Here is a 23,261-nt window from a genome sequence, read left to right on the forward strand (position 1 = left end):
CTGAACCCCGTGTGAGGCGCTGCACACGTTCCGGGCAGGCCTTGTATGGGCTCGTCTGGAGCTTTACCCATGACCTCATCCACACGCCTGCCGTTTCACCAGGCCACTAATCTACTGCGCCTGTCAGCAGCTATGCAACGGGCTCAGCAAAAGGCTACCCAGGCCTTGGCCGCCGCCGCAGAAAAGCAGGCCTCAACCCCGACCCCATTCATGCTGCCGGGTATCAATGAAACGGCCAGAGCCATCCCCAACTACATCGCCCGAAGCGCCATTTTTGCGCCGGTTCGTCGGGGCTGGCGCACTCTGCACGATGACACCGTTTTTCTGGAAGGCAGCAACATCCTGCTTAAAGGATCCGGCAAGCAGTTGAGCGAAGACCACGCCGACATCTGGATGCACGCCATGTACTTGCAGACCACGGCCCTGTTGGGCGAAGCGCCAGTTATCAACCGAGCGGATTTCCTGCGCGGCATGGGCAGACCCACAGGTGGCAGCGCCTATGAATGGCTGCATGAAGGCATGAAAGACTTGGCCCGCTTCACCCTATGCATTGAGGCCCGCAGAAAGGATGGCTCAGTCAAATACAGCTACGGCAGACATCCTTCTACCCGAGTCCTCGCCATGCTGGGCGGCTTTGATTACCACGAACCAACCGGAAGCTATACCCTGTACGCCGATCCTCGTTGGGCACAAATCTTCGGCAATCGGGAATATGCCCTGGTGGACTGGGCCAAGCGCCTGCAAATGCGACACGACCTGTCCAAAAGCCTGCAGCGCCTGATCGGCACATCCGCCGACATCCAGCAAAAGTACAGCCTGGACATTCTCAAGCAGCGCGCCCAATACACCGGTCGCATGCGTGATTTTCGGACGAGTTTGGAGCGCAGCCTGACGGAATTGGAAGAACTGGAGGTCATTACAAAGCCACGCATAGAAACCGCCACCCGGGGCCACGAGCAAGCCGTCTGGATACGTCTGGATCGCTAGATTTCCAATCGTCATAACATCGCGCCCGACTTACAGAAACATCCGATTCCAGGGTCTTTTACAGGTTGTGGATAAGTGGTTCTTACCGTCGTCATAGCATCGCACCGACGTCGTCATAAGATCGCGGCTTCTCGTCACAGCATCGCGCTTTATCGTCATAGCATCGCAAATAATTTCTGGAAACCCGCGTAAACAGGTCCTTTCCAGCCATCGATACGCCTTCTACCTTATTTCTACCTTACTTCTACCAACCAGGCCTGTGAATAAGTCGGCCTGCCCGATATGCACCGCCCCCGCCTGCACGGCTCAGACCGTCTTATATCATCACGCTGGGCAGCCGCACAGCGGCTGCATCGGTCAGCAACGGACCACATCCGCCCTTTCGGGCACTTCCCTCTTTCATCCCCATCACTGCCCTTCAAGCCATAGGGCAAAGGAGACTTCATGCACGCGAACATCGACACCCGCATGCTCGACATCGTTCAGCAAGCCGCTCACTACGGCATTGGCACTATGAGCCTGGGCGAAGCCCTGACGGCTGCCCTTGCGCTGGATCGCAGCGACTGGCTCCGTGAGCGAGGCTACAGCATCGCTGAAGCCTTGGATCGCATCGGTCCGGACTGGGCGGCCCGCCTCTGCGAGGTGGCCAGGCAATTTCATACTGAAGCGACTCAGGCTTCGCGGCGGTTCTCCTTCGAGATCATCCCCCACCACTCCGAGATCGGCGCCTACACCCTGCGCCTGCTCGATGACGGTCAGGAAGTCGGCGGCGGACAGTTCTCCGCACAAGGCAAGTCGGTTCGGTTCGCTGACGAACAATCTGCCTATGACGAAGCGCTTGCTGCAGGCTGCACCTGGCTGGCAGGCAAACAGGCCAAGGTCTTTCTCGAGCTGTCGCGCTGAGCGACACCGTGTTCACCCCAACTCCTGGAAAACCATGAATGAATCTCCATCCGTAACGCGCTACCGAACCACACTTGCGGCCCTGGATCCTCGCATCAGCATCGCTGCGCAGCTGCGCGCCCTGTTTCCCTTGATCGAAACTGAGCTGGCTACCGGCGTCCCACATGCTGCCGTGCTGGATGATCTGGCCGCCGCAGGCCTGACTGTACAACGCAGCACCTACGCCATCACGCTGTACCGCTGGCGCAAAGCCCAGCGACCAGCAGCCAGGCCTCCAGTCTCTGCAGTGAAACCACCCTCACATCCTCCGGCACTTGATGCTATCCAGGGCCGACCGCGCGACATTCAGACACCCGGCGATTTGCGCAAGATTCGCGACATGCAGATAGACCTGGAGGCTTTGCGCCGTGAGGGCTTGGCCAATCGTACTCAACCTGCTGACAGCAACCCCACCAAAAGGAATGAACCATGAAAGTCGCCGTCCTGAACTACACCGGCTCCGTTGGCAAGACAGTTGCCGCCTCTCACCTTCTGGCGCCACGTATGAACAGCGCACAGATTTTTGCAGTGGAATCCACCAACGAAACGGGCGCTGACCTGGGCCTGAATGTCGATCAGCTACGCGGGGAACACTTTGGCCGACTGTTCCGGGAACTACTCACCCGCGACGATGCGATTGTCGATGTGGGCGCCAGCAACATCGAGGATTTTCTGACGCACATGATGCGCTACGAAGGCGCGCACGAGGAAATGAATTACTTCGTACTGCCTGTCATCAATACCGGCAAGGCCCAGCGCGAGACCATCAAAACCGTGGCAGCCCTGGCTGAACTGGGCGTCGATCCAGAGCGGGTGCGGATCCTTTTCAATCGTGTCGATACCAGCGTGCAGGATGAATTTCCCTCGATCCTGGCCTATGCCGCCAAAACAGGTGAAGTGCAGGCCAACCCCCGGGCCGCCATTTACGAAAACGAAGTCTTCGAGTTGCTCGCAGACCAACGCACCACGATTGCCGACGTACTGGCTGACCAGACGGACTACCGCGCCCTGCTTCGCGCTGCCGATCCTGAAGACCATGTTCGCATTTCGCAGTTGAGCAACCGACACGCCCTGCGTGCGCTGGCCAAGCCAGTGGACCGGCAAATGAACGCAGCTTTCACCGCGCTGTTTTCCTGAGCTGGCCACTATGGAATCACACTCGAATTCCAGTGGCGCGCGTACCAAGCTGGATTTGCTGTACCACGAGGCATTGGGTGAAGTCGCAGGCCTCGTGGACCGACTGGAAAGCGCCACACAAAGTCTGGATGCGGTCCAGAAGCAGATGCAGTCCATGGGCGAAGCGCAGCAAGTCTTGCCTCAGCAACTTGGCCGCCATCTCACCGCCACGATGGAAGCGGCAGCCAAACCCATCAATCAGCAGGCCCAGCACGCCATCCAGACCATGCTGGATGACACCGACAGCCGGCTGAATCAGTTGTCCCGGGATGCCGCCCAGTACGCCAGCATCGCCCACCGATCCGCACGTCGCATGGCACTCATTGCCTTGGTCGTGGGCGGCGCAGCCGGCATTTTAGGAGGCTTACTGGCTGGCCTGACTCTGGGCCAGATTTTGATTTCTTGAGGATCGGCACTTATGTCCACCCTAATCTCGCCCATTACCCGGCGGCGCATCGCCGCCTTCTCTTTGGCCCTCCTCCCTACTGGTGCCTGGATGGCCGCTGCCACCTGGGGCAGCCGCATGCACTGGCGAGACTGGAATGCCCGAACCTTCCGGCATTTCGTCGTTTTGACGCCTCAATATCCCTTGCTCTACGGAGCGCTTGGCGTCGGCCTGGCCCTGTCGCTCATGCTCATCCTGATTATCGGGCGCACCGCCAAAACTGAAGGATTTGAGGGAGCTGCCTACAAGCGCTTTGTGCGTGGCACCCGAACCACCTCGGCAAAAAGCCTAGCACGCCAGTGCGCAGAGCGCGGCAAACAGCAGATCGACGTGGGCGGCATCCCTATGCCGACCGCCAACGAGAACCTGCATTTGCTCATCAGCGGCGCTACAGGTTCCGGTAAATCGGTGTTGTTGCGCAACATGGCCGCTTCTGTGCTGAATCGCTCAAGGCACAGCATGAACAACCGCTTGCCCGGCCGAACGCCAGAGCGCAACGATCGGATGATCGTGATCGACCCCAATGGCGACCTACTGAGCAAGTTTTGGCAGCCTAATGACGTGATCCTCAACCCCTACGATGCCCGCAGCCAGGGTTGGTCGTTCTTCAATGAAGTTCGTGCCGACTACGACTGGAAGCGGCTGGCCCATTCCATGGTTCCCATGAGCCAGGATAAGAACGCCGAAGAATGGAACGACTTCGGTCGCCTGCTGTTACGCGAGACTGCCAAGAAACTCCACCAGCTGCAGGGCGACGGGGCAAGTGTCATGGATCTGTTCCGGCTATGTACCATCGAAGACCCCAAGGTCTTGAAGCAATTCTTGGAAGGCACGCTGGCCGAATCCCTTTTTGTTGGCTCCAGCGAAGCCAGCAAAGCCCTGTCTTCTGCCCGCTTCGTGCTATCGAACAAGCTGTCCGAGCACACCGGCATGAAGCCTGGGCGGTTCTCCATTCGAGACTGGTTGGCTAAGCCTGACGGTGGAAACCTATACATCAACTGGCGCGAAGACATGATGAGTTCCATGAAGCCGCTGGTGTCGTCATGGGCTGACGTGTTCATTACGTCCATCTTATCCATGCCTGAAGGCACCCACCGACGCTGGTGGTTGTTCATTGATGAGCTGGCTAGCCTGGAAGCCCTGCCGTCACTGGAAGCGGGCCTGACCAAGGGTCGGAAAAATGGCCTGCGTATTGTGGCGGGTTTGCAGAGTACGTCGCAGTTGGAACATATCTACGGGCGCACCATGTCCACCACTATCCGGGCGAGCTTTCGCAACCTGGCTGTGCTGGGCGGCTCCCGTACCGACCCGCAAACGGCAAAGGATATGAGTGAAAGCCTCGGAAAGCACGAGGTCGAACGGCCTAAGTACAGCATCAGTCGCAGTGTGGATCATCGGAATACGTCGGACAACATGGATCGGACGACAGAAGACGTGGTGACCGCTGCACAGATACAGGCACTGCCGTCGCTGGGCGGGTATGTTGCCTTGGCAGGGGATTTTCCGATTGCGAGGGTGAGGTTGCCGTTCAGGGAGTTTGGGGCGACTGCGATGGCGTTTCAAGAGTCGGGAAGAGTGCTAAATGCTGCTACTTCCACAACAACACCATCTAATGGACTAATCGATCACGATTAGTTGCCCCGCCACTTATCCACATAATCTGTGGATAAACTTGTGTAAACCCTTCCTCCTTACCTTCAAGAGCTAGCACTGGTAAGGGTTAGTGCCCTGCTGGCCAATTTCTCGCCACCACCCTTGCCTGGAGCTCACATGATCTCGCACAGCCAGATCTATCGCGCCCGCGCGTCCCTTGCAACCCACTACTACGCCGATCAAGCCGATGATTACTACAGCCGTGACGGCAACGCCGCCACGTGGCAAGGCGAAGGCGCTCGACGTCTGGGGGCCATCGGTGAAATCGACCCTCAACGCTTCAAAGCCATGCTGCAGGGCGATTTTGGCCGTGGCGTCGCAGCCGGCAGGTCAATCCGCAAAGATGCCAAAGCTCGCGCCGCCCTCGATCTGACCTTCGGCGCACCTAAAAGCATCACCCTGCAGGCCTTGATCGGTGGCGACGAACGCCTGATTCACGCCAACGATAAAGCGGTCGCCTCGGCTCTCGTCTATGTCGAACAGCACCTAACCATGGGCCGTCGCAAGGAAAACGGCAAGTCAAGGGTAGAACACACAGGCAATCTCATTATTGCCAAGTTCCGCCACGAAACCGCACGCCCCACCGAAGGCGCTGCCCCCGATCCTCATCTGCACATTCACGCCCTACTGATGAATTTGACTCAGCGGGTCGACGGCAGTTGGGTAGCGTTGTCCAATGAAGAAATCTTCAAGCTGCTGCGCGTGACGGACTCGATCTACCAGGCGGAACTGGAACGCAATGTCCGTGCGCTGGGGTACGCGGTTCGCCATGAAAAAAGCCATATCGAACTGGCCCATATCAGCCGTGAGCAGATCGAGTTTTTCAGTAAACGCAGCGCCGGCATCACGGCTGAACTATCTGCACGTGGCACCAGTCGTGAAGCCGCCCCTCACGCCCTACGTCAAGGCATCACTCTAGCCCACCGCCAGGCGAAGACACAGGAACTCAATCGAACGGAACTGTATCGGCAATGGCGTGACGCCGCTACAGCTATCGGGATGCAGTTTGACCATGCCAACCAACAAGCGGATATCCAGCCGACACAGGAATTGGAGCATCGATCCGATTTGGTGGCTCAAGCCTCACTGAACTGGTCGATCCAACATCTGGCCGAAAGGGAATCCGTCATGCCTCTGGCGGATTTGCTGCAAAACGCCGTTCGCCATGCCGGTGGCCATACGGATATCACAGCCATTCAGGCAGCGATCCAGGAACGTGTGGCGTCCGGCGCATTGATCCGGGAAGCACCGCACTACCGCAGCACTCTAGACATGCAAGACCTTCCTTTGACGCGCGAAGGCTGGGCTGCAGAAGTCATACGTCTGCGCGGCCTGCCTCAGGACACCGCCCTGCAACTAGTTGATCAGGCCATTGCCGAAGGACGCCTGTTGATGGAAAGCCCACGCTATGCAACCCGAAAGGCCTTTGAGGTTGAATTCAGAATAATGGCCGCCGAACATGCTGGCCGCTGTGCCTGGCACGCCACAATTACCGACACCAGTGCCGAAAGCAGCCTGGACACACGCCTGACGCCAGGCCAGCGCGAGGCCGTCATGTTGATCACGACCGGCTCCGATCAAATCACCGGTATCCAGGGCCTGGCTGGCACGGGTAAATCCTTCGCTCTGCAAAATGCACAAGCCATCCTGCAACAACAGGGTCATGCCATGGCATCCCTAGCCCCCTACGGGAACATGGTTCGTAATCTGCGCGAAGATGGCATACCGGCCAACACGATTGCATCGGTACTTTCTGCGTCTGACAAACGCCCCTTCATCAACACCCTGGGGCCGAAAACCGTCGTAGTGATTGACGAAGCTGGGGTCGTGCCCGTGCGCCAGGTGGACAAGCTGCTGGCACTCATTCAACCAACAGGCGCTAAAGTAGTCTTGCTGGGCGACACCGCCCAGACCAAGGCCATCGAGGCAGGCCGCGCGTTTGCCATGCTTCAGGAAAGCGGCATGAAAACCGTATTGATGGCGGACATCCAGCGACAACGCTCTGAACGGCTACGCCAAGCAGTGCAGCTCGCCGCCGAAGGCCAAGCCAGCCGATCCCTACCGCTCCTAGATCAGGTGCTTAGCATCCCGGATCAATTCACTACTGACGAGCATGGCCACAAAAGCCGGGACAGTTCCGCACGATATGAAGCTATTGCCCAAGCCTATGTACAGCTTCCAGCGGCAGACCAAGCGGGCACCATCGTGGTGACTGGAACCAACTCGTCTCGCGTAGCCATCAATGAACGGATCCACGCCCTGCTCGGCCTGGAAGGAAAAGGGTACCGATGCCAACTGCTGACTCGCCATGACACCACTCGCGCAGAGCGCAGTGTCGCCCGGTATTACACCGTTGGCGACATTGTCGTTCCGGAACGGGATTACCAGTGCGGTCTGAAACGCGGCGAGCTGTACAGTGTCACCAGCAGCACGCGCCATGACCGCATCACCGTGGAACCGCTCAAGCCCAGCCCAACCCATGCCGAACCCATAGAGATCATCCCGAAAACCATGTCCAAGCTATCGGTCTACCACCTGAGCCGGGCAGAGCTGTCTGTGGGCGACCATGTCCGCATCACACGCAACGATGCCCAGAACGACCTAGTCAACGGCCAATTGGCGAAAGTCGCGGCGATTGATGCAAGCAGCGTCACCATCGAAACCAACGGTCGCCGCGTGCAGCTATCCACAGATCGACCGCTACACATGGACTATGCGTACACCACCACCGCGCATAGCGCCCAGGGTTTGACCTGCGACCGGGTGCTTTACAACGCTGAAAGTTTCAGCCGCACGACCGCCCAGGACACCTACTATGTCAGCATTTCTCGTGAGCGGCACGAAATTGTGGCATTTACAGATGATGCATCCAAGCTGCCCCAACGCGTGGATCGCCTGACATATAAAGGCTTAGCTCATGACCTGCAGCAGATGGCGGCACATGAGCTGGAGCAAGGAAAGAACGAGCTTGGCACAGCGCCCCTGAAAGCGGAATCCGAGTTGGACATTGCATGATTTCCAAGATCGCCCATCAGTTCAGGCACCTGTGCCCTATCTGGAGGCGTCTCAGAAATCGAAAAAAAAATCGTACGCTAAGGCGCGCGACAGCTTTGACCTAGCAGCAGTGCAACGCTGCAATCAACGGGCAGGAAACATTGCCGTGGTGCGCACTGCACTCGCTCACTAACTTCGACAGCGCTGCTTCCATTCGCGTGAGGTCCGCCATGCGTGCGCGCACATCGGCCAGCCGGTGGGCGGCCAGTTCGGCCGCCTCGCTGCAATGGGTGCCATCCTCCAGTTTCAGGAGCTGGCCAACCTCATCCAGGCTGAATCCTAAGCGCTGGGCTGATTTCACGAACGTCACCCGCGCCACGTCCGCCTGCCCGTAGCGGCGGATCCTCCCATAAGGCCGCTCTGGCTGGGACAGCAAACCCTTGCGTTGATAAAAGCGGATTGTCTCTACATTGACCCCGGCTGCCTTGGCGAAGGCACCAATGGTTAGATTCTCTTGAGCGCTCTGCACGGCCTTGACTCCGTAGTTGACTACGGAAGTAACATTACAGCATCAAGCGAAGACTCGGAAGGAAAACCTTATGTCGGAACCCAAGAGCGGTCGCGGCGCGTTGGCCGCTGGCGGTCTCGCGACCATCTTGGCCTCAACGTGCTGCCTCGGCCCGCTCGTCTTGGTCGCTCTCGGCTTCTCGGGCGCATGGATTGGCAACCTGACCGTGCTGGAGCCGTACCGGCCAATCTTCATCGTCGTAGCGCTCATCGCGCTGTTCTTCGCCGGGCGCAGCATCTTCCGACCGCCCCATGCCTGCAAGCCCGGCGACGTTTGCGCCTCACCCCAAGTCCGGACAGCCTACAAGGTGATTTTCTGGATCGTGTCCACCCTGGTCCTGGTGGCCCTCGTTTTCCCCTACGTCCTGCCGCTGTTCTATTGAAAGGAAATCCTCATGAGAAAACTCACTGTCCTGTTCGCCATTGCCACTGCGCTTTCCTCCCCGGCTTGGGCGGCCGATAAGTTGGTAACGCTGTCCATTCCAGGCATGACATGCGGCGCTTGCCCGATCACTGTGCGCACTGCACTCAACCGCATACCTGGCGTGGAGAAGATTGGCATCGACGAGGCGCACAAGCTAGTCAGTGTCACCTATGATGACAGCAAGACCAACGTACAGGCTCTGGTTGAAGCGACCAAGGACGCTGGCTATCCCTCCAGCGCCAAACAGTAGGGATGGCTATGACCGAAACCGCATCTCTTCACATCGAAGGCATGGCCTGCACGTCATGCGCCGAGCACGTCCAGGAGGCTTTGAAGAACGTGTCCGGCGTACGCTCGGCCTCGGTGTCCTATGCGCAACGGCAAGCCGACATTGAGGCGGACGCAGGCGTGAGCGTGGCCACGCTGGTTGGCGCAGTGGCCACGCTCGGCTATCGCGCACGGATTGCCGATATGCCGAACAAGCCTACCGGCCTGCTGAACAAGGCGCTGGGCCGGCTCGGTGGAGAAACGAAGCATGAAGGCAGTGAGCAAGCACTGCACGTGACCGTAATCGGCAGCGGCGGCGCGGCGATGGCGGCAGCATTGAAAGCTGTGGAGCGTGGGGCGCGCGTGACGCTGATCGAGCGCGGCACCATTGGCGGCACCTGCGTCAATGTGGGCTGCGTGCCCTCCAAGATCATGATCCGGGCCGCGCATATCGCCCACCTGCGTCGCGAAAGCCCATTCGATGAAGGTCTGCCTGCCGTAGCGCCTGCCGTACTGCGCGAGCGTCTACTGGCCCAGCAACAAGGCCGAGTCGAAGAACTGCGCCACGCCAAGTACGAAGGCATCCTAGCGAGCACCCCGGCCATCACGCAGCTAGCGGGCGAAGCTCGGTTCAAGGACGGGCGTACACTAACCGTGGCAACCGATGACGGCAGCACGCGCGAAGTGACCTTCGACAGTTGCCTGATCGCTACCGGCGCGGGTCCAGCGATCCCGCCGATCCCCCGCTTGAAGGACACGCCGTACTGGACGTCTACCGAGGCGCTGGCGAGCGATACGATCCCCGAGCGGTTGGCCGTCATCGGCTCGTCGGTGGTGGCGGTGGAGTTAGCACAAGCCTTTGCACGACTAGGCAGCCAGGTCACGATTCTGGCGCGCAGCACGCTATTCTTCCGCGAAGACCCGGCCATTGGCGAAGCCTTAGCAAACGCCTTCCGTGCCGAGGGCATCGAGGTGCTGGAGCACACCCAGGCGAGCCAGGTCGCCTACGCGGACGGGGAATTCGTGCTTACCACCGGGCATGGTGAGTTGCACGCCGACAAGCTGCTCATCGCCACGGGTCGCGCACCGAACACCGGCAACTTGAACCTCGAAGCGACGGGCATCGAGGTGAACACGCAAGGGGCCATCGTCATCGACCGCACCATGCGCACCAGCGCGCCGCACATCTATGCGGCCGGCGACTGCACCGACCAGCCGCAGTTCGTCTATGTAGCGGCGGCGGCCGGCACGCGCGCAGCGGTCAACATGATCGGCGGCAATGCTGAGCTGGACCTGACGACGATGCCAACGGTGGTGTTCACCGATCCGCAGGTGGCGACTGTGGGCTACAGCGAGGCGCAAGCGCACCACCACGGTATCGAGACCGACAGCCGCACACTCACCCTCGACAACGTGCCGCGTGCGCTCGCCAACTTCGACACGCGCGGCTTCATCAAGCTTGTGGTGGAGGCCGGCTCGGGGCGGTTGATCGGGGTGCAGGCGGTGGCTCCAGAAGCGGGCGAACTGATCCAGACGGCCGCGTTGGCGATCCGCCACCGGATGACCGTGCAGGAGCTGGCCGACCAGTTGTTCCCGTATCTCACGATGGTCGAAGGGCTGAAACTCGCGGCGCAGACTTTCAGCAAGGACGTATCGCGCTTGTCCTGCTGCGCCGGGTGAGGAAAAGGAGGTGTTCGATGACCGCCTACACGTTATCCCGCCTGCCCATACGTCGTAATGAATCTGTCCAGAAGAATTGATGGAACGCGCTCAGTCCCAGGACGCAGCCCTCTAGTAGATCTATTGCGGCGATCATGTAATCCCATCACAGCCCATATGCAATCATGGCGTGGCGCTCATGCAGCTTTGATGCTGTCACAGTGCAGAAGGAAAGCTGTCGATTTGTAGTCATAGTGTTGGGGCCATATGGTCGCCACCCCGTCTACGCACCAGAAGGCCACGACCGTAGCCTCAACCCTCCCCGCCATATCAAAGCCTTACACCAGTTTGTTGCTCTGTCTGTCCTACGACGGCGCACGTGACCGTTTTCCTGCAAGCATTTGATAAATAAGATCCTTCCTCACCCCGTCAGGGGTGCGTCTTGTGTGGCACTTTTAAGGCCACAAATGAGCGACAGCGAATTGGGGGATTTATAAGTGCCAGCCAGATCGAAGATCTGGCAACGTCATCAGTCAGGGACCCATCGAAGATGGGACACCAAACTTGCTCAGTTGATATCCGAGGCATGGGTTCTGTCACAATAAAGCATGTGCAATCGCTATGTGACACCGAGCCGGGCCGAAATTGAGAGGTTTTGGCATATTGGAAACCGGAACCAGCCTCGATGGTGGGAGGCTGCCGTTCACCCTCGTGCCGCCGGCCCATTTGTCCGGGCACACGATATCGGGCGTGATCTGGTAGTCGGCCAGTGGGCGCTTATTCCGCACTTTGCCAAGTCGGCGAAGCTGCCATATCAGACAAATAACGCTCGTTCAGAAGAGTTGACCAGCAAGGCAAGCTATCGCCAACCCTGGCAGCTCGGCCAACGCTGTATTATCCCGGCGATGTCTTTCGACGAGCCTTGCTGGGAAACTGGCCGCAACGTGTGGTGGCAATTCCGACGGTCAGACGGTGCCCCTTGGGGCTTGGCTGGTCTGTGGAACACCTGGACCGATCCGGCAACGGGCGAAGTATTGGAAAGCTACACGATGCTCACGATCAACGCCGATGCACATCCGTTGATGCGTCGGATGCACAAGCCTGACCCGACGAAGTCAGCCACTGCCCAAGACAAGCGCTCAGTCATTCCAATCGGAGTGAGTGATGTCGATTGTTGGCTGACAGGCTCAGTCGAGGAGGCTAGCAGCCTCTTGCGCTTGGCACCGGAAGATATTTTCGATGCCAAGCCTGTCGAGGTGCCTTCGCTGGGCGGTGCAAACGCCATCACCCAACAGGCGCTGTGGTAGCTACTCCGACATTTTTAACGATAGCTTTACGGTCTGAGACACTGTCATTCCGTCGTCCCAGGCAGACGCCAGGACGTCGTCACTCTGTACTTCCTGTGCCTCTATCATCGCCTGAGCATCTGACCATGTCATGTTGCCCTGCTCACTGAGCAAATCATATACAGCGCTTTCCCAATCGTTTCGTGGTTCGGCTGGCATTCTGTTCTCCCGTCTTAATGGATGCCCCAGCAAAAGCCGGGGCAGTCCTTCTTACATGCAAAGCCAGCTGCGTCCTGCACCTGCCAGATTGAACGGAATATCATCGGCCACGACAGCACCACCAGCCGTAGATGCAGGGGCTGCTGCCGCCTTACGGGCTGCAGGCTTAGCTGAAGGGGCCTGGCCGTCTGCACCACGGCCCCCGAGCATCTGCATTTCCTCGGCTACGATCTCGGTACTGTAGCGGTCAGCGCCAGTTTCCTTATCCTGCCATTTTCTGGTTTTCAAGCGCCCTTCTATATAGACCGCACTACCCTGGCGCAAGTATTCTCCGGCGATTTCTGCCAAGCGGTTATAGAACACAATCCGATGCCATTCGGTTTCTTCTCGTTTCTCGCCTGTCGCCTTGTCTTTCCAGTTTGTCGATGTTGCAACGGAAATGGTGCAGATCCCGACTCCATCCGCGCTATAGCGGATCTCTGGACCACGGCCCAAGTTGCCGATAATGATGACTTTGTTGACTGATGCCATGTTGTTGCTCCTGGTAGTGGTTCGGCGTGCTGGCCGACAAATTTCCCAGGCCGATAAAGCGGCCTGGGGCTTCGGTTTAGTTATCGGTCGAGCCGTTCAAAAGCTGCATGACGGCTTTTGCCTGCCAAATGGCGGCGTTGTTCAATTGACGCACCCACGCGCCACGGGTTGGGCTCCACCGAAAACCATGGCGTTTTAGAATTTCACGGGTGGCTTTTTCCGGTTTACCTTCGAACATAAACATCACACGATTCTCTTCCACGTCTTCAGCGTATGCATACCCCGTCCCCTGTATGCGTATTGGCTCACGCTCCTGGTTGGCCTGTAATTGTTTGATTCGTTGCTGAATACGGCGAATATTCGCGTTATTGTTAGTCAACGCATAAGCTGGGAAGCCTAAACGCCCGGCATAGTCCGGTGTGATCAGCTTCTGTGCGCTTTCTTCCGAGTACCCAAGCTCAACCAAAGCACGCCGTTGGCCCTCTGAATCTCCCTTATGCTTACGGATCATCTGGTTGATCTTCTTCATATGCTCCTGATGCGCTGTGAGTTGCTCTACCTGGCGCATGAGTTTTGCTATTGCATCCGGGTCATCGCTGGATACTCCCCCATCGCCTACAGCAGCCGCCTTCTTCACATAATGGTCAGCCTTCTTTTGCAGATCAAAGGCTTTGCCGTACGTGTTATGGATCCGCTGCCGGTAATTGCGGTCTCGGCCTTCGCTATGGTGGCCAACTAGGATCGGCTGTCCGAACGGAATCGCTTCACCCATTTGCTTTGCGCGGTCATAGGTGGTTGCCGCCTGTGCCTCGGCCTGCACTGCCCTGGCCTCTAGCCTGGCCTTACGATCTGCCTGCTTTGCTTCGTAGTGGTTCATGTCGCTTTCCTTCAAAAAGTGCGCAGTGGCGCGGTTGTGATGTCATTGCTGACCGGGCCTGAAGATTCTTGAGCCCGTTTGTAGGTTTTTGCTGCCTGGTTGTGTGTTGGTTCCATCGCGTTTTGCCGCCAGTCCTGTGAGTTCCATCGCCCTTGCCGTGCTGAATCAGGCAGTGACTAGCGGAAAGGGGGAAGATTTGTAAAAGTCGCGTAGCGGGTTTTATGAACACCCCCTTGAAGCGCCGGAACGTAGTGATACAGTCGGCGTTTTAGGGCGATGGAACCCTCAGGACCAGGCTTGCGGTGTCACCACACACAACCCGGCAGCAGCCCGCGCGGTGAGCGCCACCATCACCGAGGCGGTGATCTAAATTGAAGGCAGTTACGCAGCTGTATCCAGCTTGCGCCAGCAAGCCGCTACGCCCATCCCGGTACACCGGGATGGGCTGCTTTTGTTGAGAAGGAAGAAAGAGGAAAACTACTTGGGCGACAGCACAAGTCCAATCTGCGCCGCAGCACGCGGCGTCTACCTGTACAGGCGGGCTCACACCCGCCCTGCTCCAGGCTTACACCTGACCTCGTTCCGCTAACGAAGTGGTGTTCTGCCCGGTCACGATGATGTGATCCAACAAACGAACATCAACCAGCGCCAAAGCATGTTTTAAGTGCCGCGTCAGTGCCAGATCGGCCTCGCTGGGCTCAGGTATGCCGCTCGGGTGGTTATGCGACATGATGATTGCAGCCGCATCCAGGCGAAGCGCCGTTTTCACGATCTCACGAGGGTATACGCTGGCCTGCGTCAACGTTCCGTGACTCATTTCCATGTAACGGATCACCTTAAACTGGCTGTTCAGATACAGCACAGCGGCAACTTCATGCCCCATGCCCGACAATTTGGCCTGAAAATACCGTTTGACGGCATTAGGGTTCCCCATGTCAGCCCGATCACCGATCAAGCTTTCGGCTGCAATCCGCGCGGCAGCCAGCACGTGCGAATCGGTCGCGGCATGATATCGGCCTGACGGGCTACGCACATAAAGCGTCTGCCCTGCGTTCATGTTGTCATAGCCCAAAGCCGCATTGAGGTTAACGTGTTCCATTTTCCTGTTCCTTCAAAAGCCGGTTGGTTTTCCTGCTGACCGGGGCCGAAGATTCCGAGCCTGATCGTAGGTTTTCGGCGTTCGCAGTAATACGGTTCCTGCGGGGTTGCCGCCGTTGCCGTGAGTTCGTCGCCTTGCCGTGCTGAACTGCTGGCCGGGGCTGATGAACAGGACCGTGGAATATATGGAGGGGACCCGCCTTGCGGGGAGGAAGCCGTTTATGCCGCGAAAGCCAGGGCAGCGGAAACGGATGGCGGTACAGTCGGCGTTTTGGGCGGCGCACTCATGGCGACGGGAATGACGGCCCGATATGCACTAATTGCAAATGCTGGCCCGCGCGGCGAGCGCAATCATCGCCCAATGGGCGATCTAATCGAAATTGGTTTTAATGGCTAGGTCCGTTAGCATGAACACGAAAGCTTTGGTCCCATAGCCGTTTGCGAGACCTATGCCAACCCGGTACAATATCGAGCGTGTTGAATAGACTTATCCTCATCGTGATGCTTGCTCTTGTCCCGCTCCAGGCGTCCTGGGCGGTTGTGAGCATGTATTGTGGGCCAGAACAGGTGGGCTGCATTGACCCCTGTTATCCCACCAATCCGGAGCAACAAGTCTATTCAACCGATGTGGCGAAGCAATCAGCCCCAACATCCGGCATGCTGGATCACTATGAGCATTCATGCCATGCTTCTCCTGCGTTCCTCATTTCCTCTTCACACGAAACTCCTCCCCCGCACGTTTCCAACTTGGCTGCCCCGTTTCCAGAGGCAACGCTAAGTTTGGGTATGCTCGCAGAGCGGCCCGATCGGCCCCAGTGGCTTTCTCTTGCCTAAGCTGGCACGCCGCTAACTCAACTCATTTGCTTGATTGATCCCGCGTTCGGGGCGTGAAAGCGCACGCAGTTCACTGTGCGCGCCCTCTTCCAGCCATCTCAAAATCGCCTAGCGCCAAATGTACTGGACTACCGGTCTTCTAGCGCCAGGCCTTCACCGACGTTGCCCAACATTTAAAGCTATTGCTGGAGCTGGGACCGATAGTGCTTGAAGCCATCAATCTCGACTGCGTGCGCGGAAAACGCCGCTTATTTCATAGCCTGAGCTTTGAGCTCGAAGCTGGCGCGAGCCTGTTCGTGCGAGGTCAGAACGGAAGCGGAAAAACAAGCCTGCTGCGTATATTGGCAGGACTCACCCCGCCTAGTGCTGGAACTGTCCGCTGGAAGGGTAATTCCCTTCAAAAGCAGACAGATGAGTGGCGACGTGACCTCTGTTATTACGGACACCTCCTGGGCCTCAAAGATGACCTGACGGCAGCGGAGAATTTGGTTTACGCAACGGCGCTGGCTAACAAACCTATTAGCCATGCAGCGGTGCTGGAGGCCTTACATCAGAGTGGTTTGCAAGGTAGAGAACATCTGCCGGTGCGGACGCTGTCGCAAGGTCAGAAGCGTCGCGCAAGTCTGGCGAGACTGCTGTTACATCGGCGGCCTCTTTGGATACTCGATGAGCCTTTGACGGCACTGGACGACGAAGCTACCCAATGGGTACTCCGAATGATTTCGGATCACCTCAGAGACGGCGGCATCGTGGTTTGGACCAGTCACCTGGACATGCCCTTGTCCGGCGCCACGCGTACCTTACGGATAAACCTATGACCGACACATTCGGGTTGACTGCGCTTTCTGCAGTGATACGTCGGGACGTGCGCCTTGCCATGCGCCGTAAGGCCGATGCGTTAACGCCGCTTTTTTTCTTCGCCATCGTAGTGAGCTTGTTTCCGCTAGGCATCGGGCCAGAGCGCGACACGCTGCGTCAGATCGCCCCGGGGGTCCTTTGGGTCGCGGCGTTATTGGCAAGCATCCTCTCACTTAATCGCCTGTTCGAACAGGACTACGCCGATGGCACGCTAGAGCAACTCGTACTCGGGGCGGCTCCACTTGGCCTTCTAGTGGCCGGCAAAGTGACAGCGCACTGGCTACTCTCTGGCCTACCCCTGGTGCTGCTTGCGCCGCTATTGGCTTTGCAGTTCGATCTGCCCTCCGCGTCCTTACTCACTTTGGCGGCGTCCCTGGCGATCGGTACCCCGGTACTCAGTCTAATCGGTGCGATTGGAGCAAGTCTGACTGTCGGCTTGCGAGGCGGCGGCGTCCTCGTCGCGCTATTAGTGTTGCCGCTTTATGTGCCCGTGCTTATCTTCGGCGCGGGCGCGGTGAGCTCGGTTAGCGCTGGCTTGGACGGCGAGTCGCATCTCTCATTATTGGCAGCGGGCCTGGTGCTCGCCGGCTTCTTTGCGCCGTGGGCCACTACCGTGGCACTGCGGATCGCGTTGGAATAGGCAGAAATGATCAACTGGTTTAAGTACTCAACGCCAAGGACGTTTTATCCTCTCGCAGGAAGTGTGGTTCCGTGGTTCGCGGTGGGCGCCGTGTTGACGGCAATCGCAGGGCTTTATGTGGGGTTCTTTATGGCTCCTACCGATGCCCAACAAGGCGAAGGCTATCGAATTATTTTTGTGCATGTACCGGTTTCGTGGATGTCCATGTTCATCTACGTGGTCATGGCGTTCTGGGCCGCCGTGGGTCTCGCGTTCAACAGTCGGCTCTCGGCCATGATGGCCAGCGCCCTGGCGCCGACTGGCGCAATGTTCACCTTTCTGTCGCTTTGGACTGGGGCCCTATGGGGTAAGCCGATGTGGGGGACGTGGTGGGTATGGGATGCCCGATTGACCTCTGAACTGATTTTGCTGTTTCTATACATTGCATTCATGGCGCTGCAGTCGGCCATTGATGATCCTCGGCGCGCCGATAAAGCTGGCGCCGTGCTTGCGCTTGTCGGTGTCGTGAATATTCCCATTATTTATTTTTCGGTTCAATGGTGGAACACCCTGCACCAAGGTGCATCGGTATCACTGACCCGAGCTCCTTCCATGGCCACGATCATGCTGGTCGGAATGCTGCTCATGGCTTTGGCTGCGTGGATGTACACAGTGGCTGTCGCCCTGATGCGCGTGCGATGCATCATTTTGGAGCGTGAAGGACATGCCGAATGGGTTGGGCAACTGAACGAGGTGAAACGATGACCTGGAATAGTGCCGCTGAATTTTTTGCAATGGGCGGCTATGCGCAATACGTATGGGGTTCGGTCGGCGTCAGTGCTATCGCGCTGGCTGTGGAATTGTTCCTGCTTCGACAACGCCGACAAGGCGCTTTGTTGCAATCAAAACATGAATTAACTTTGGAAAGGAAAGGCCTCAATGAAAGCTCGACATAAGAGGATGGCACTCATTGGCGGTGGCTTGGCCGCGCTAGGGATCGCCAGTGCATTGGTGCTTAACGCTTTCCAAGACAATCTGGTGTTTTTCTTTACGCCCACACAAGTCAGTGCGGGAGAGGCACCCGAGAATCGCACCTTTCGCATTGGTGGCATGGTCCAAACCGCCAGCGTGCAACGCGATGGCCTGACGGTCCGGTTTGTTGTTACAGACTCGGCCAAGACCATACCAGTTCGCTATACCGGGATACTGCCTGACCTGTTTAGCGAAGGTAAGGGTGTGGTGGCCCAAGGCAAGCTGGAGAGCAGTGGTTGGTTTCGTGCCGACGAAGTTCTGGCCAAGCACGATGAAAACTATATGCCGCCCGAAGCCCAACATGCCTTGGATCAGGCAGCGATAAACACCCAATCCGCGAGGCAAGAACCAAAATGATCGCTGAACTTGGCCACTTTTCTCTTATTTTGACGCTGCTCGTCGCGCTTGCTCAAGGCGCTTTGACCCTGCCCGGCGCGGCACGCGGTAACGCAGCATGGATCGCTTTGGCGCGACCCGCCGCAGGTATCCAGTTCTTCTTAATTGTTATTGCTTTCTCGAGTTTGACATGGGCCTTTGTCACGAAGGACTTCTCGGTTGCTTATGTTGCGCAGAACGCCAATTCGCAACTGCCCTTGGCTTACCGTATCGCCGCGGTATGGGGCGGGCATGAAGGGTCGCTTCTGCTATGGCTGCTCATGCAAACGGGTTGGGCATATGCCGTCAGTATGTTTTCTCGACAATTGCCCGACGCAATGGTGGCGCGCGTACTCGGTGTTCTGGGCCTGGTGACAGCCGGCTTCTTGCTCTTTGTCTTGCTCACATCCAATCCTTTTGAGCGCCTTTCGCCCGCTCCGATCGAGGGGCTCGATTTGAACCCGTTGTTGCAGGACGTCGGGCTGATTTTCCACCCCCCGCTGCTGTACATGGGCTATGTCGGGTTTTCGGTGGTATTTGCCTTTGCCATTGCAGCCCTTCTTGCCGGCCAACTCGACGCGACATGGGCGCGGTGGTCCAGGCCCTGGGCGACAGCGGCATGGCTCTTTCTTACCTTGGGCATAGCATTGGGTAGCTGGTGGGCCTACTACGAATTAGGCTGGGGTGGCTGGTGGTTTTGGGATCCGGTAGAAAACTCGTCCTTTATCCCCTGGCTGGTGGGCACCGCCCTCATCCACTCATTGGCCGTCACCGAAAAGCGCAACAGTTTCAAGAGCTGGACGGTGCTGCTTGCCATTAGCACCTTCTCGCTCTCATTGCTCGGCGCGTTTCTCGTTCGCTCGGGCGTGCTGACCTCCGTACATGCCTTTGCCACGGATCCACGCAGGGGCGTATTCATCTTGTTGCTGTTTACGGTGGTAGTGGGAACCTCGTTATTCCTGTATGCGCTGCGGGCGCCCAAAATCGGATTAGGCGGTCGGTTCGATCTCATCTCCCGCGAATCCCTATTGCTTACCAATAATGTATTGATGGCGGTAGCCGCCGGATCCGTGATCCTGGGCACCTTGTATCCCTTATTTATTGATGCGCTGGGCTTGGGCAAGCTGTCTGTGGGCCCGCCCTACTTTAACGCCGTCTTTGTGCCGCTTATGGTGCCTGCCTTGTTGCTCATGGCCGTGGGTCCGGTTGCTAACTGGAAGTCGGCCAAACTGCCGGCCATGATGAAACGATTGTATGTGCCAGCAGTGTTGGCCGTCGCCGTCGGTGTTGGCGTGCCGTTTGTCCTAGGACGCTGGTCGTTGATGGTAGCTTTAGGCGTAGCGCTGGCTACATGGATCGCTGCTGCCGTAGTCCTGGGTATTTACGAGCGCATGCAAGCCACCCGTAGTGGTTTACTCGCGCAGCCGCGCAGTTGGCTTGGTATGCATGTGGCGCATCTGGGAATCGCTGTGTTCGTTGCCGGCGTCACGCTTGTGATGGGCTACGAGACCGAACAAGACGTAAGCATGGCGCCCGGACAAACCGTGAGCACGGGTGGTTACGAGTTGAAGTTCCTGGGCGTGCGAAAAGCTCGGGGGCCGAACTATGTCGCCGAAGTGGGCGACATCGAGATGTCGCGCGAAGGGAAGGTTCTGCGCTTGCTCCATCCGGAGAAGCGAACCTATGCATCCTCCGCTATGCCGATGACCGAAGCGGCGATCGATGCCAATGGACTTCGCCATGTGTACGTGGCGTTGGGCGAACCGCTTGCCGACGACGCTTGGAGTATTCGCGTCTATTACAAACCTTTCGTCGACTGGATCTGGGCGGGTTGCATCTTGATGGCGCTGGGCGGATTGCTGGCTATTAGCGACCGGCGCTACCGCCTGAAGCGCAAGCGGCATAGCGTCTCTACGGCATTGAAAGGGGCAACATCGTGAATCGTTTCTTTTGGCCCTTGGCCGGCTTTATCGTGTTGGTGGGTTTTCTTGCGATAGGTCTCACATTAAAGCCGAGCGAACTGCCGTCACCATTGATCAGTAAGCCAGCACCAAGCTTTTCCCTGCCCCACTTAGCGGCGCCCGAGAAGACCTTTACGCCTGAAGCGATGAAGGGTCAGGTGTGGCTATTAAACGTTTGGGCATCATGGTGTGTTGCCTGCCTTGATGAGCATCCTGTCATCACGGAACTGGCCAAATCGGGCATCGTGCCCATCGTAGGGCTCAATTACAAGGATGTGCGAAACGAAGCCCTCGCGTGGCTCGCACGGAACGGCGATGCTTATACGCTGTCAGTTTCCGATACGCAGGGGCGCGTGGGCATCGACTACGGCGTCTATGGCGTGCCTGAAACATTTGTGATCGATAAGCAAGGCGTGATTCGCTACAAACACATAGGGCCAGTGACGCAAAGCGCTGTGCGCGACACGCTTTTGCCTCTGATAAGGGAGTTGCAGCAATGAACTATTGGCGGCTGGCGGTGTTTTGCCTTCTGAGTGCCATGTCCTCCTTGGCGACGAGCGCCGATCTTGAGAAACGTATGCTCGGTATCGCAGCCGAATTGCGCTGCCTGGTATGTCAGAACGAATCCATTGCTGCATCACGGGCCGATCTGGCGGTCGATTTACGTCAGCAAATCCGCGAGCAGATCCAAGCCGGTCAGACTAACGATGAAATTCGAACCTATATGGTCGAACGCTACGGTGATTTCGTGCTCTATCGCCCGCCGCTCAAAGCCAGCACCCTTTTGCTTTGGTTCGGACCGATGCTGCTCTTTTTCTTTGGCCTCACGATACTAATGGTGTCGCTACGACGACGCAGGGCTCGAATCGTCAACTCGTCGTTGAGCGCTGAAGAGCGCCGACAAGCAGACGCGCTATTGGACCAATCTGCCGACACTGGGAAACCCCGATGAATCTGATCTTTATTGTACTTGCCGCGCTGCTGGTTTCAGTAGTCGTGCTGCGCCTTGGGCTCGTGCTATGGCGGGGGCCGCGCACAGACGGGCATCTCGAGCACCACGTTGTTAATGCGTCCGTACTGCGTGACCAATTAGCTGAACTGGACCGTGACCGCAGAAACGGCACCTTATCCGAGCAAGACCACGAAGAAACGGTTCAAGACTTACAACGCCGGGCCCTTGAGGAGGCAAAGCCGCCCACAACGATCGTGAGCCGCCGGCCAAACAGCAAGTATGCAGCGCTAGGCCTGGCCATCGTACTGCCCCTCGCGTCCACGTTGATTTACCTTCGTTTGGGAAATCCCGCGGCAATTAGCCCGGTACCCGTGCAAAGCATCCAAAATGTCACGCAGGCCGATGTGCAAGCCATGGTCGATTCGCTCGCTGCTCGCCTGGCGCTCAACCCCGATGATCCCGCAGGTTGGCTGATGTTGGCACGTTCGTATCGCTATTTCGACAAGTATGAAGACGCCGCTAATGCTTTCGCGAAAGCGGGCGGCGCGATCGAGTCAGACCCGCTCGCTTTGACCGAATATGCCGAAGCACTTGCAAGAAGTAGCCCAAATGGGTTCGCAGGCGAGCCCACCGCGTTACTTGGGCGCGCGCTCGCTCTTAAGCCTAAAGAACCCTTTGCATTGACCCTAGCAGGCGCGGCGGCGCTCGAACGCCGTGATTACGATCAGGCAATCAGCTATTGGCAACAGTTGCACGAACTACTTCCCTCCGATTCAGACGCCGCGCGCGCGGTCAACGATAGTATCGAGCGCGCGCGTGGGCAACGGGATCAAAATACAACTGCCGATAAGGTAGGGATTGAGCAGCCATCATGAAGAGTTCCTTTAAGATATTCGCCTGGTCGGCGCTAGCGCTTATCGCCGTCATTGCCATCGCGACCGCTTTGTATTTTTATCAGCGTGGCAATGCGTCGAAGAATCCCCTCGCTGGCATGCTCAATGTTGCAGTCGATATTGGAGACCAACGCTTTATGCGCTGGCATACGCCGCGCGACCTGCCCGCCTTCACTTTTCAGGACGAAGCCGGCAAGGAGATGAGCCTGACGGACTTCCGTGGAAAGGTCGTGTTGCTCAACATTTGGGCCACCTGGTGTCCACCTTGCCGAGAAGAAATGCCCTCGCTTGATCGGTTGAACGACAAACGTGGCGGCGAGAACTTTGAAGTGGTGGCCTTGTCGATTGATCGTGACACCGCCTTGGTCAAGCCGTTCTATGAAGAGTTCGGGATACAGGCTTTGCGCGGCTACTTCGATCCGTCGGCACAGATTCCAAATGCGCTTCGCGCCCCAGGCGTTCCAACGACTCTGCTGATTGATCGGGACGGACGTGAAATTGGTCGCGCAATGGGGCCTGCCGCTTGGGATAGTACTCAAGTAGAAGCCTTGATCGATGCCGCATTGGCGCGCTCGCCGGGTGAAGGCCAATGACAATGGGAAGCTTCAATGT

General features: G+C 57.8%; 25 protein-coding genes. 21 read left to right on the forward strand and 4 right to left on the reverse strand.

From position 1 onward, the window contains the following. Positions 1 to 69: 69 nt before the first annotated feature. The 7 genes from ACSBPU_RS15090 to mobF all read left to right on the forward strand — a co-directional run bounded on the left by ACSBPU_RS15090 (position 70) and on the right by mobF (position 8,218). Positions 70 to 987: a TrfA gene (locus ACSBPU_RS15090; protein WP_442592848.1), complete on the forward strand. Its 918-nt coding sequence runs from the start codon at positions 70 to 72 to the stop codon at positions 985 to 987. 444 nt (positions 988 to 1,431) lie between these two features. Further along, positions 1,432 to 1,890: a hypothetical protein gene (locus ACSBPU_RS15095; protein WP_442592849.1), complete on the forward strand. Its 459-nt coding sequence runs from the start codon at positions 1,432 to 1,434 to the stop codon at positions 1,888 to 1,890. A 34-nt stretch (positions 1,891 to 1,924) separates the two neighbouring features. Then, positions 1,925 to 2,362, forward strand: coding sequence for a hypothetical protein (locus ACSBPU_RS15100; protein WP_442592850.1), 438 nt, complete (start codon positions 1,925 to 1,927; stop codon positions 2,360 to 2,362). After that, positions 2,359 to 3,066, forward strand: a complete 708-nt coding sequence (gene stbB, locus ACSBPU_RS15105; RefSeq protein WP_442592851.1) for a StbB family protein — start codon at positions 2,359 to 2,361, stop codon at positions 3,064 to 3,066. Before ACSBPU_RS15100 ends, stbB begins: the two co-directional genes overlap by 4 nt. 10 nt (positions 3,067 to 3,076) lie before the next feature. Further along, positions 3,077 to 3,511 carry a hypothetical protein gene (locus ACSBPU_RS15110; protein WP_442592852.1) on the forward strand — a complete coding sequence of 145 codons (435 nt, stop codon included), beginning with the start codon at positions 3,077 to 3,079 and terminating at the stop codon, positions 3,509 to 3,511. A gap of 12 nt (positions 3,512 to 3,523) precedes the next feature. After that, positions 3,524 to 5,185 carry a type IV secretion system DNA-binding domain-containing protein gene (locus ACSBPU_RS15115; RefSeq protein WP_442592853.1) on the forward strand — a complete coding sequence of 554 codons (1,662 nt, stop codon included), beginning with the start codon at positions 3,524 to 3,526 and terminating at the stop codon, positions 5,183 to 5,185. Between the two features lie 135 nt (positions 5,186 to 5,320). Then, positions 5,321 to 8,218 (forward strand): MobF family relaxase, encoded by a 2,898-nt coding sequence (mobF, locus tag ACSBPU_RS15120; RefSeq protein WP_442592854.1) that lies wholly within the window; start codon positions 5,321 to 5,323, stop codon positions 8,216 to 8,218. Between the two features lie 100 nt (positions 8,219 to 8,318). Here the strand turns inward: mobF and merR are convergent, their stop codons facing one another. After that, a complete protein-coding gene (merR, locus tag ACSBPU_RS15125; protein WP_442592855.1) occupies positions 8,319 to 8,726 on the reverse strand; it encodes an Hg(II)-responsive transcriptional regulator in 408 nt (135 codons plus the stop codon). A gap of 70 nt (positions 8,727 to 8,796) precedes the next feature. Between merR and merT the strand changes: the two genes are divergently transcribed. The 4 genes from merT to ACSBPU_RS15145 all read left to right on the forward strand — a co-directional run bounded on the left by merT (position 8,797) and on the right by ACSBPU_RS15145 (position 12,421). Next, positions 8,797 to 9,147, forward strand: coding sequence for a mercuric ion transporter MerT (gene merT, locus ACSBPU_RS15130; protein ID WP_442592856.1), 351 nt, complete (start codon positions 8,797 to 8,799; stop codon positions 9,145 to 9,147). Between the two features lie 12 nt (positions 9,148 to 9,159). After that, a complete protein-coding gene (merP, locus tag ACSBPU_RS15135; protein WP_442592857.1) occupies positions 9,160 to 9,438 on the forward strand; it encodes a mercury resistance system periplasmic binding protein MerP in 279 nt (92 codons plus the stop codon). 8 nt (positions 9,439 to 9,446) lie between these two features. Continuing rightward, positions 9,447 to 11,135, forward strand: a complete 1,689-nt coding sequence (gene merA / locus ACSBPU_RS15140) for a mercury(II) reductase (protein ID WP_442592858.1) — start codon at positions 9,447 to 9,449, stop codon at positions 11,133 to 11,135. Positions 11,136 to 11,722: 587 nt separating this feature from the next. Then, positions 11,723 to 12,421 carry an SOS response-associated peptidase family protein gene (locus tag ACSBPU_RS15145; protein ID WP_180013290.1) on the forward strand — a complete coding sequence of 233 codons (699 nt, stop codon included), beginning with the start codon at positions 11,723 to 11,725 and terminating at the stop codon, positions 12,419 to 12,421. A 249-nt stretch (positions 12,422 to 12,670) separates the two neighbouring features. On the opposite strand, the gene ssb is transcribed toward ACSBPU_RS15145, so the two are convergent. The 3 genes from ssb to ACSBPU_RS15160 form a co-directional block, all read right to left on the reverse strand. Then, positions 12,671 to 13,150 (reverse strand): single-stranded DNA-binding protein, encoded by a 480-nt coding sequence (gene ssb / locus ACSBPU_RS15150; protein WP_180013292.1) that lies wholly within the window; start codon positions 13,148 to 13,150, stop codon positions 12,671 to 12,673. Between the two features lie 76 nt (positions 13,151 to 13,226). After that, positions 13,227 to 14,027, reverse strand: a complete 801-nt coding sequence (locus ACSBPU_RS15155) for a DUF3560 domain-containing protein (RefSeq protein WP_180013293.1) — start codon at positions 14,025 to 14,027, stop codon at positions 13,227 to 13,229. A gap of 565 nt (positions 14,028 to 14,592) precedes the next feature. Next, positions 14,593 to 15,126: a JAB domain-containing protein gene (locus tag ACSBPU_RS15160; RefSeq protein WP_108621329.1), complete on the reverse strand. Its 534-nt coding sequence runs from the start codon at positions 15,124 to 15,126 to the stop codon at positions 14,593 to 14,595. Positions 15,127 to 16,162: 1,036 nt separating this feature from the next. On the opposite strand from ACSBPU_RS15160, the gene ccmA reads away from it, so the two are divergent. Genes ccmA through ACSBPU_RS15210 form a run of 10 tightly spaced genes read left to right on the forward strand, consistent with a single transcriptional unit; the run spans position 16,163 to position 23,242 of the window. Then, the gene (gene ccmA, locus ACSBPU_RS15165) at positions 16,163 to 16,777 is read left to right on the forward strand and encodes a cytochrome c biogenesis heme-transporting ATPase CcmA (RefSeq protein WP_227870574.1); all 615 of its coding nucleotides are present in this window, start codon (positions 16,163 to 16,165) and stop codon (positions 16,775 to 16,777) included. Next, positions 16,774 to 17,457 carry a heme exporter protein CcmB gene (gene ccmB / locus ACSBPU_RS15170; RefSeq protein WP_180013295.1) on the forward strand — a complete coding sequence of 228 codons (684 nt, stop codon included), beginning with the start codon at positions 16,774 to 16,776 and terminating at the stop codon, positions 17,455 to 17,457. The genes ccmA and ccmB overlap by 4 nt, the downstream gene beginning before the upstream one ends. Before the next feature lie 6 nt (positions 17,458 to 17,463). Further along, on the forward strand, positions 17,464 to 18,201 hold the full coding sequence (locus tag ACSBPU_RS15175) for a heme ABC transporter permease CcmC (RefSeq protein ID WP_180013297.1): 738 nt from the start codon (positions 17,464 to 17,466) through the stop codon (positions 18,199 to 18,201). Beyond that, positions 18,198 to 18,392: a heme exporter protein CcmD gene (gene ccmD, locus ACSBPU_RS15180; protein ID WP_180013299.1), complete on the forward strand. Its 195-nt coding sequence runs from the start codon at positions 18,198 to 18,200 to the stop codon at positions 18,390 to 18,392. The genes ACSBPU_RS15175 and ccmD overlap by 4 nt, the downstream gene beginning before the upstream one ends. After that, complete coding sequence (gene ccmE / locus ACSBPU_RS15185) at positions 18,376 to 18,825, forward strand: cytochrome c maturation protein CcmE (RefSeq protein ID WP_180013301.1); 450 nt, start codon at positions 18,376 to 18,378, stop codon at positions 18,823 to 18,825. The genes ccmD and ccmE overlap by 17 nt, the downstream gene beginning before the upstream one ends. Further along, on the forward strand, positions 18,822 to 20,783 hold the full coding sequence (locus ACSBPU_RS15190; RefSeq protein ID WP_180013303.1) for a heme lyase CcmF/NrfE family subunit: 1,962 nt from the start codon (positions 18,822 to 18,824) through the stop codon (positions 20,781 to 20,783). The genes ccmE and ACSBPU_RS15190 overlap by 4 nt, the downstream gene beginning before the upstream one ends. Next, positions 20,780 to 21,304, forward strand: coding sequence for a DsbE family thiol:disulfide interchange protein (locus ACSBPU_RS15195; protein WP_180013305.1), 525 nt, complete (start codon positions 20,780 to 20,782; stop codon positions 21,302 to 21,304). Before ACSBPU_RS15190 ends, ACSBPU_RS15195 begins: the two co-directional genes overlap by 4 nt. Then, a complete protein-coding gene (locus tag ACSBPU_RS15200) occupies positions 21,301 to 21,756 on the forward strand; it encodes a cytochrome c-type biogenesis protein CcmH (protein ID WP_180013307.1) in 456 nt (151 codons plus the stop codon). The genes ACSBPU_RS15195 and ACSBPU_RS15200 overlap by 4 nt, the downstream gene beginning before the upstream one ends. After that, a complete protein-coding gene (gene ccmI / locus ACSBPU_RS15205) occupies positions 21,753 to 22,631 on the forward strand; it encodes a c-type cytochrome biogenesis protein CcmI (protein WP_180013309.1) in 879 nt (292 codons plus the stop codon). The genes ACSBPU_RS15200 and ccmI overlap by 4 nt, the downstream gene beginning before the upstream one ends. Beyond that, positions 22,628 to 23,242, forward strand: coding sequence for a TlpA family protein disulfide reductase (locus tag ACSBPU_RS15210; protein ID WP_442592859.1), 615 nt, complete (start codon positions 22,628 to 22,630; stop codon positions 23,240 to 23,242). The genes ccmI and ACSBPU_RS15210 overlap by 4 nt, the downstream gene beginning before the upstream one ends. The last annotated feature ends 19 nt before the right edge of the window (positions 23,243 to 23,261 follow it).

Origin of the sequence: Parapusillimonas sp. JC17, assembly GCF_052180245.1 — a bacterium.
In the GTDB taxonomy this organism is placed as follows: domain Bacteria; phylum Pseudomonadota; class Gammaproteobacteria; order Burkholderiales; family Burkholderiaceae_B; genus Parapusillimonas.

Excerpts from the sequence above, each read along its gene's own strand:
- ACSBPU_RS15090 (WP_442592848.1), top strand. The coding sequence starts at position 70 with ATGACCTCATCCACACGCCTGCCGTTTCACCAGGCCACTAATCTACTG.
- ACSBPU_RS15095 (WP_442592849.1), top strand. The coding sequence starts at position 1,432 with ATGCACGCGAACATCGACACCCGCATGCTCGACATCGTTCAGCAAGCC.
- ACSBPU_RS15100 (WP_442592850.1), top strand. The coding sequence starts at position 1,925 with ATGAATGAATCTCCATCCGTAACGCGCTACCGAACCACACTTGCGGCC.
- stbB (WP_442592851.1), top strand. The coding sequence starts at position 2,359 with ATGAAAGTCGCCGTCCTGAACTACACCGGCTCCGTTGGCAAGACAGTT.
- ACSBPU_RS15110 (WP_442592852.1), top strand. The coding sequence starts at position 3,077 with ATGGAATCACACTCGAATTCCAGTGGCGCGCGTACCAAGCTGGATTTG.
- ACSBPU_RS15115 (WP_442592853.1), top strand. The coding sequence starts at position 3,524 with ATGTCCACCCTAATCTCGCCCATTACCCGGCGGCGCATCGCCGCCTTC.
- mobF (WP_442592854.1), top strand. The coding sequence starts at position 5,321 with ATGATCTCGCACAGCCAGATCTATCGCGCCCGCGCGTCCCTTGCAACC.
- merT (WP_442592856.1), top strand. The coding sequence starts at position 8,797 with ATGTCGGAACCCAAGAGCGGTCGCGGCGCGTTGGCCGCTGGCGGTCTC.
- merP (WP_442592857.1), top strand. The coding sequence starts at position 9,160 with ATGAGAAAACTCACTGTCCTGTTCGCCATTGCCACTGCGCTTTCCTCC.
- merA (WP_442592858.1), top strand. The coding sequence starts at position 9,447 with ATGACCGAAACCGCATCTCTTCACATCGAAGGCATGGCCTGCACGTCA.
- ACSBPU_RS15145 (WP_180013290.1), top strand. The coding sequence starts at position 11,723 with ATGTGCAATCGCTATGTGACACCGAGCCGGGCCGAAATTGAGAGGTTT.
- ssb (WP_180013292.1), bottom strand. The coding sequence starts at position 13,150 with ATGGCATCAGTCAACAAAGTCATCATTATCGGCAACTTGGGCCGTGGT.
- ACSBPU_RS15155 (WP_180013293.1), bottom strand. The coding sequence starts at position 14,027 with ATGAACCACTACGAAGCAAAGCAGGCAGATCGTAAGGCCAGGCTAGAG.
- ACSBPU_RS15160 (WP_108621329.1), bottom strand. The coding sequence starts at position 15,126 with ATGGAACACGTTAACCTCAATGCGGCTTTGGGCTATGACAACATGAAC.
- ccmB (WP_180013295.1), top strand. The coding sequence starts at position 16,774 with ATGACCGACACATTCGGGTTGACTGCGCTTTCTGCAGTGATACGTCGG.
- ACSBPU_RS15175 (WP_180013297.1), top strand. The coding sequence starts at position 17,464 with ATGATCAACTGGTTTAAGTACTCAACGCCAAGGACGTTTTATCCTCTC.
- ccmD (WP_180013299.1), top strand. The coding sequence starts at position 18,198 with ATGACCTGGAATAGTGCCGCTGAATTTTTTGCAATGGGCGGCTATGCG.
- ccmE (WP_180013301.1), top strand. The coding sequence starts at position 18,376 with ATGAAAGCTCGACATAAGAGGATGGCACTCATTGGCGGTGGCTTGGCC.
- ACSBPU_RS15190 (WP_180013303.1), top strand. The coding sequence starts at position 18,822 with ATGATCGCTGAACTTGGCCACTTTTCTCTTATTTTGACGCTGCTCGTC.
- ACSBPU_RS15200 (WP_180013307.1), top strand. The coding sequence starts at position 21,301 with ATGAACTATTGGCGGCTGGCGGTGTTTTGCCTTCTGAGTGCCATGTCC.
- ccmI (WP_180013309.1), top strand. The coding sequence starts at position 21,753 with ATGAATCTGATCTTTATTGTACTTGCCGCGCTGCTGGTTTCAGTAGTC.
- ACSBPU_RS15210 (WP_442592859.1), top strand. The coding sequence starts at position 22,628 with ATGAAGAGTTCCTTTAAGATATTCGCCTGGTCGGCGCTAGCGCTTATC.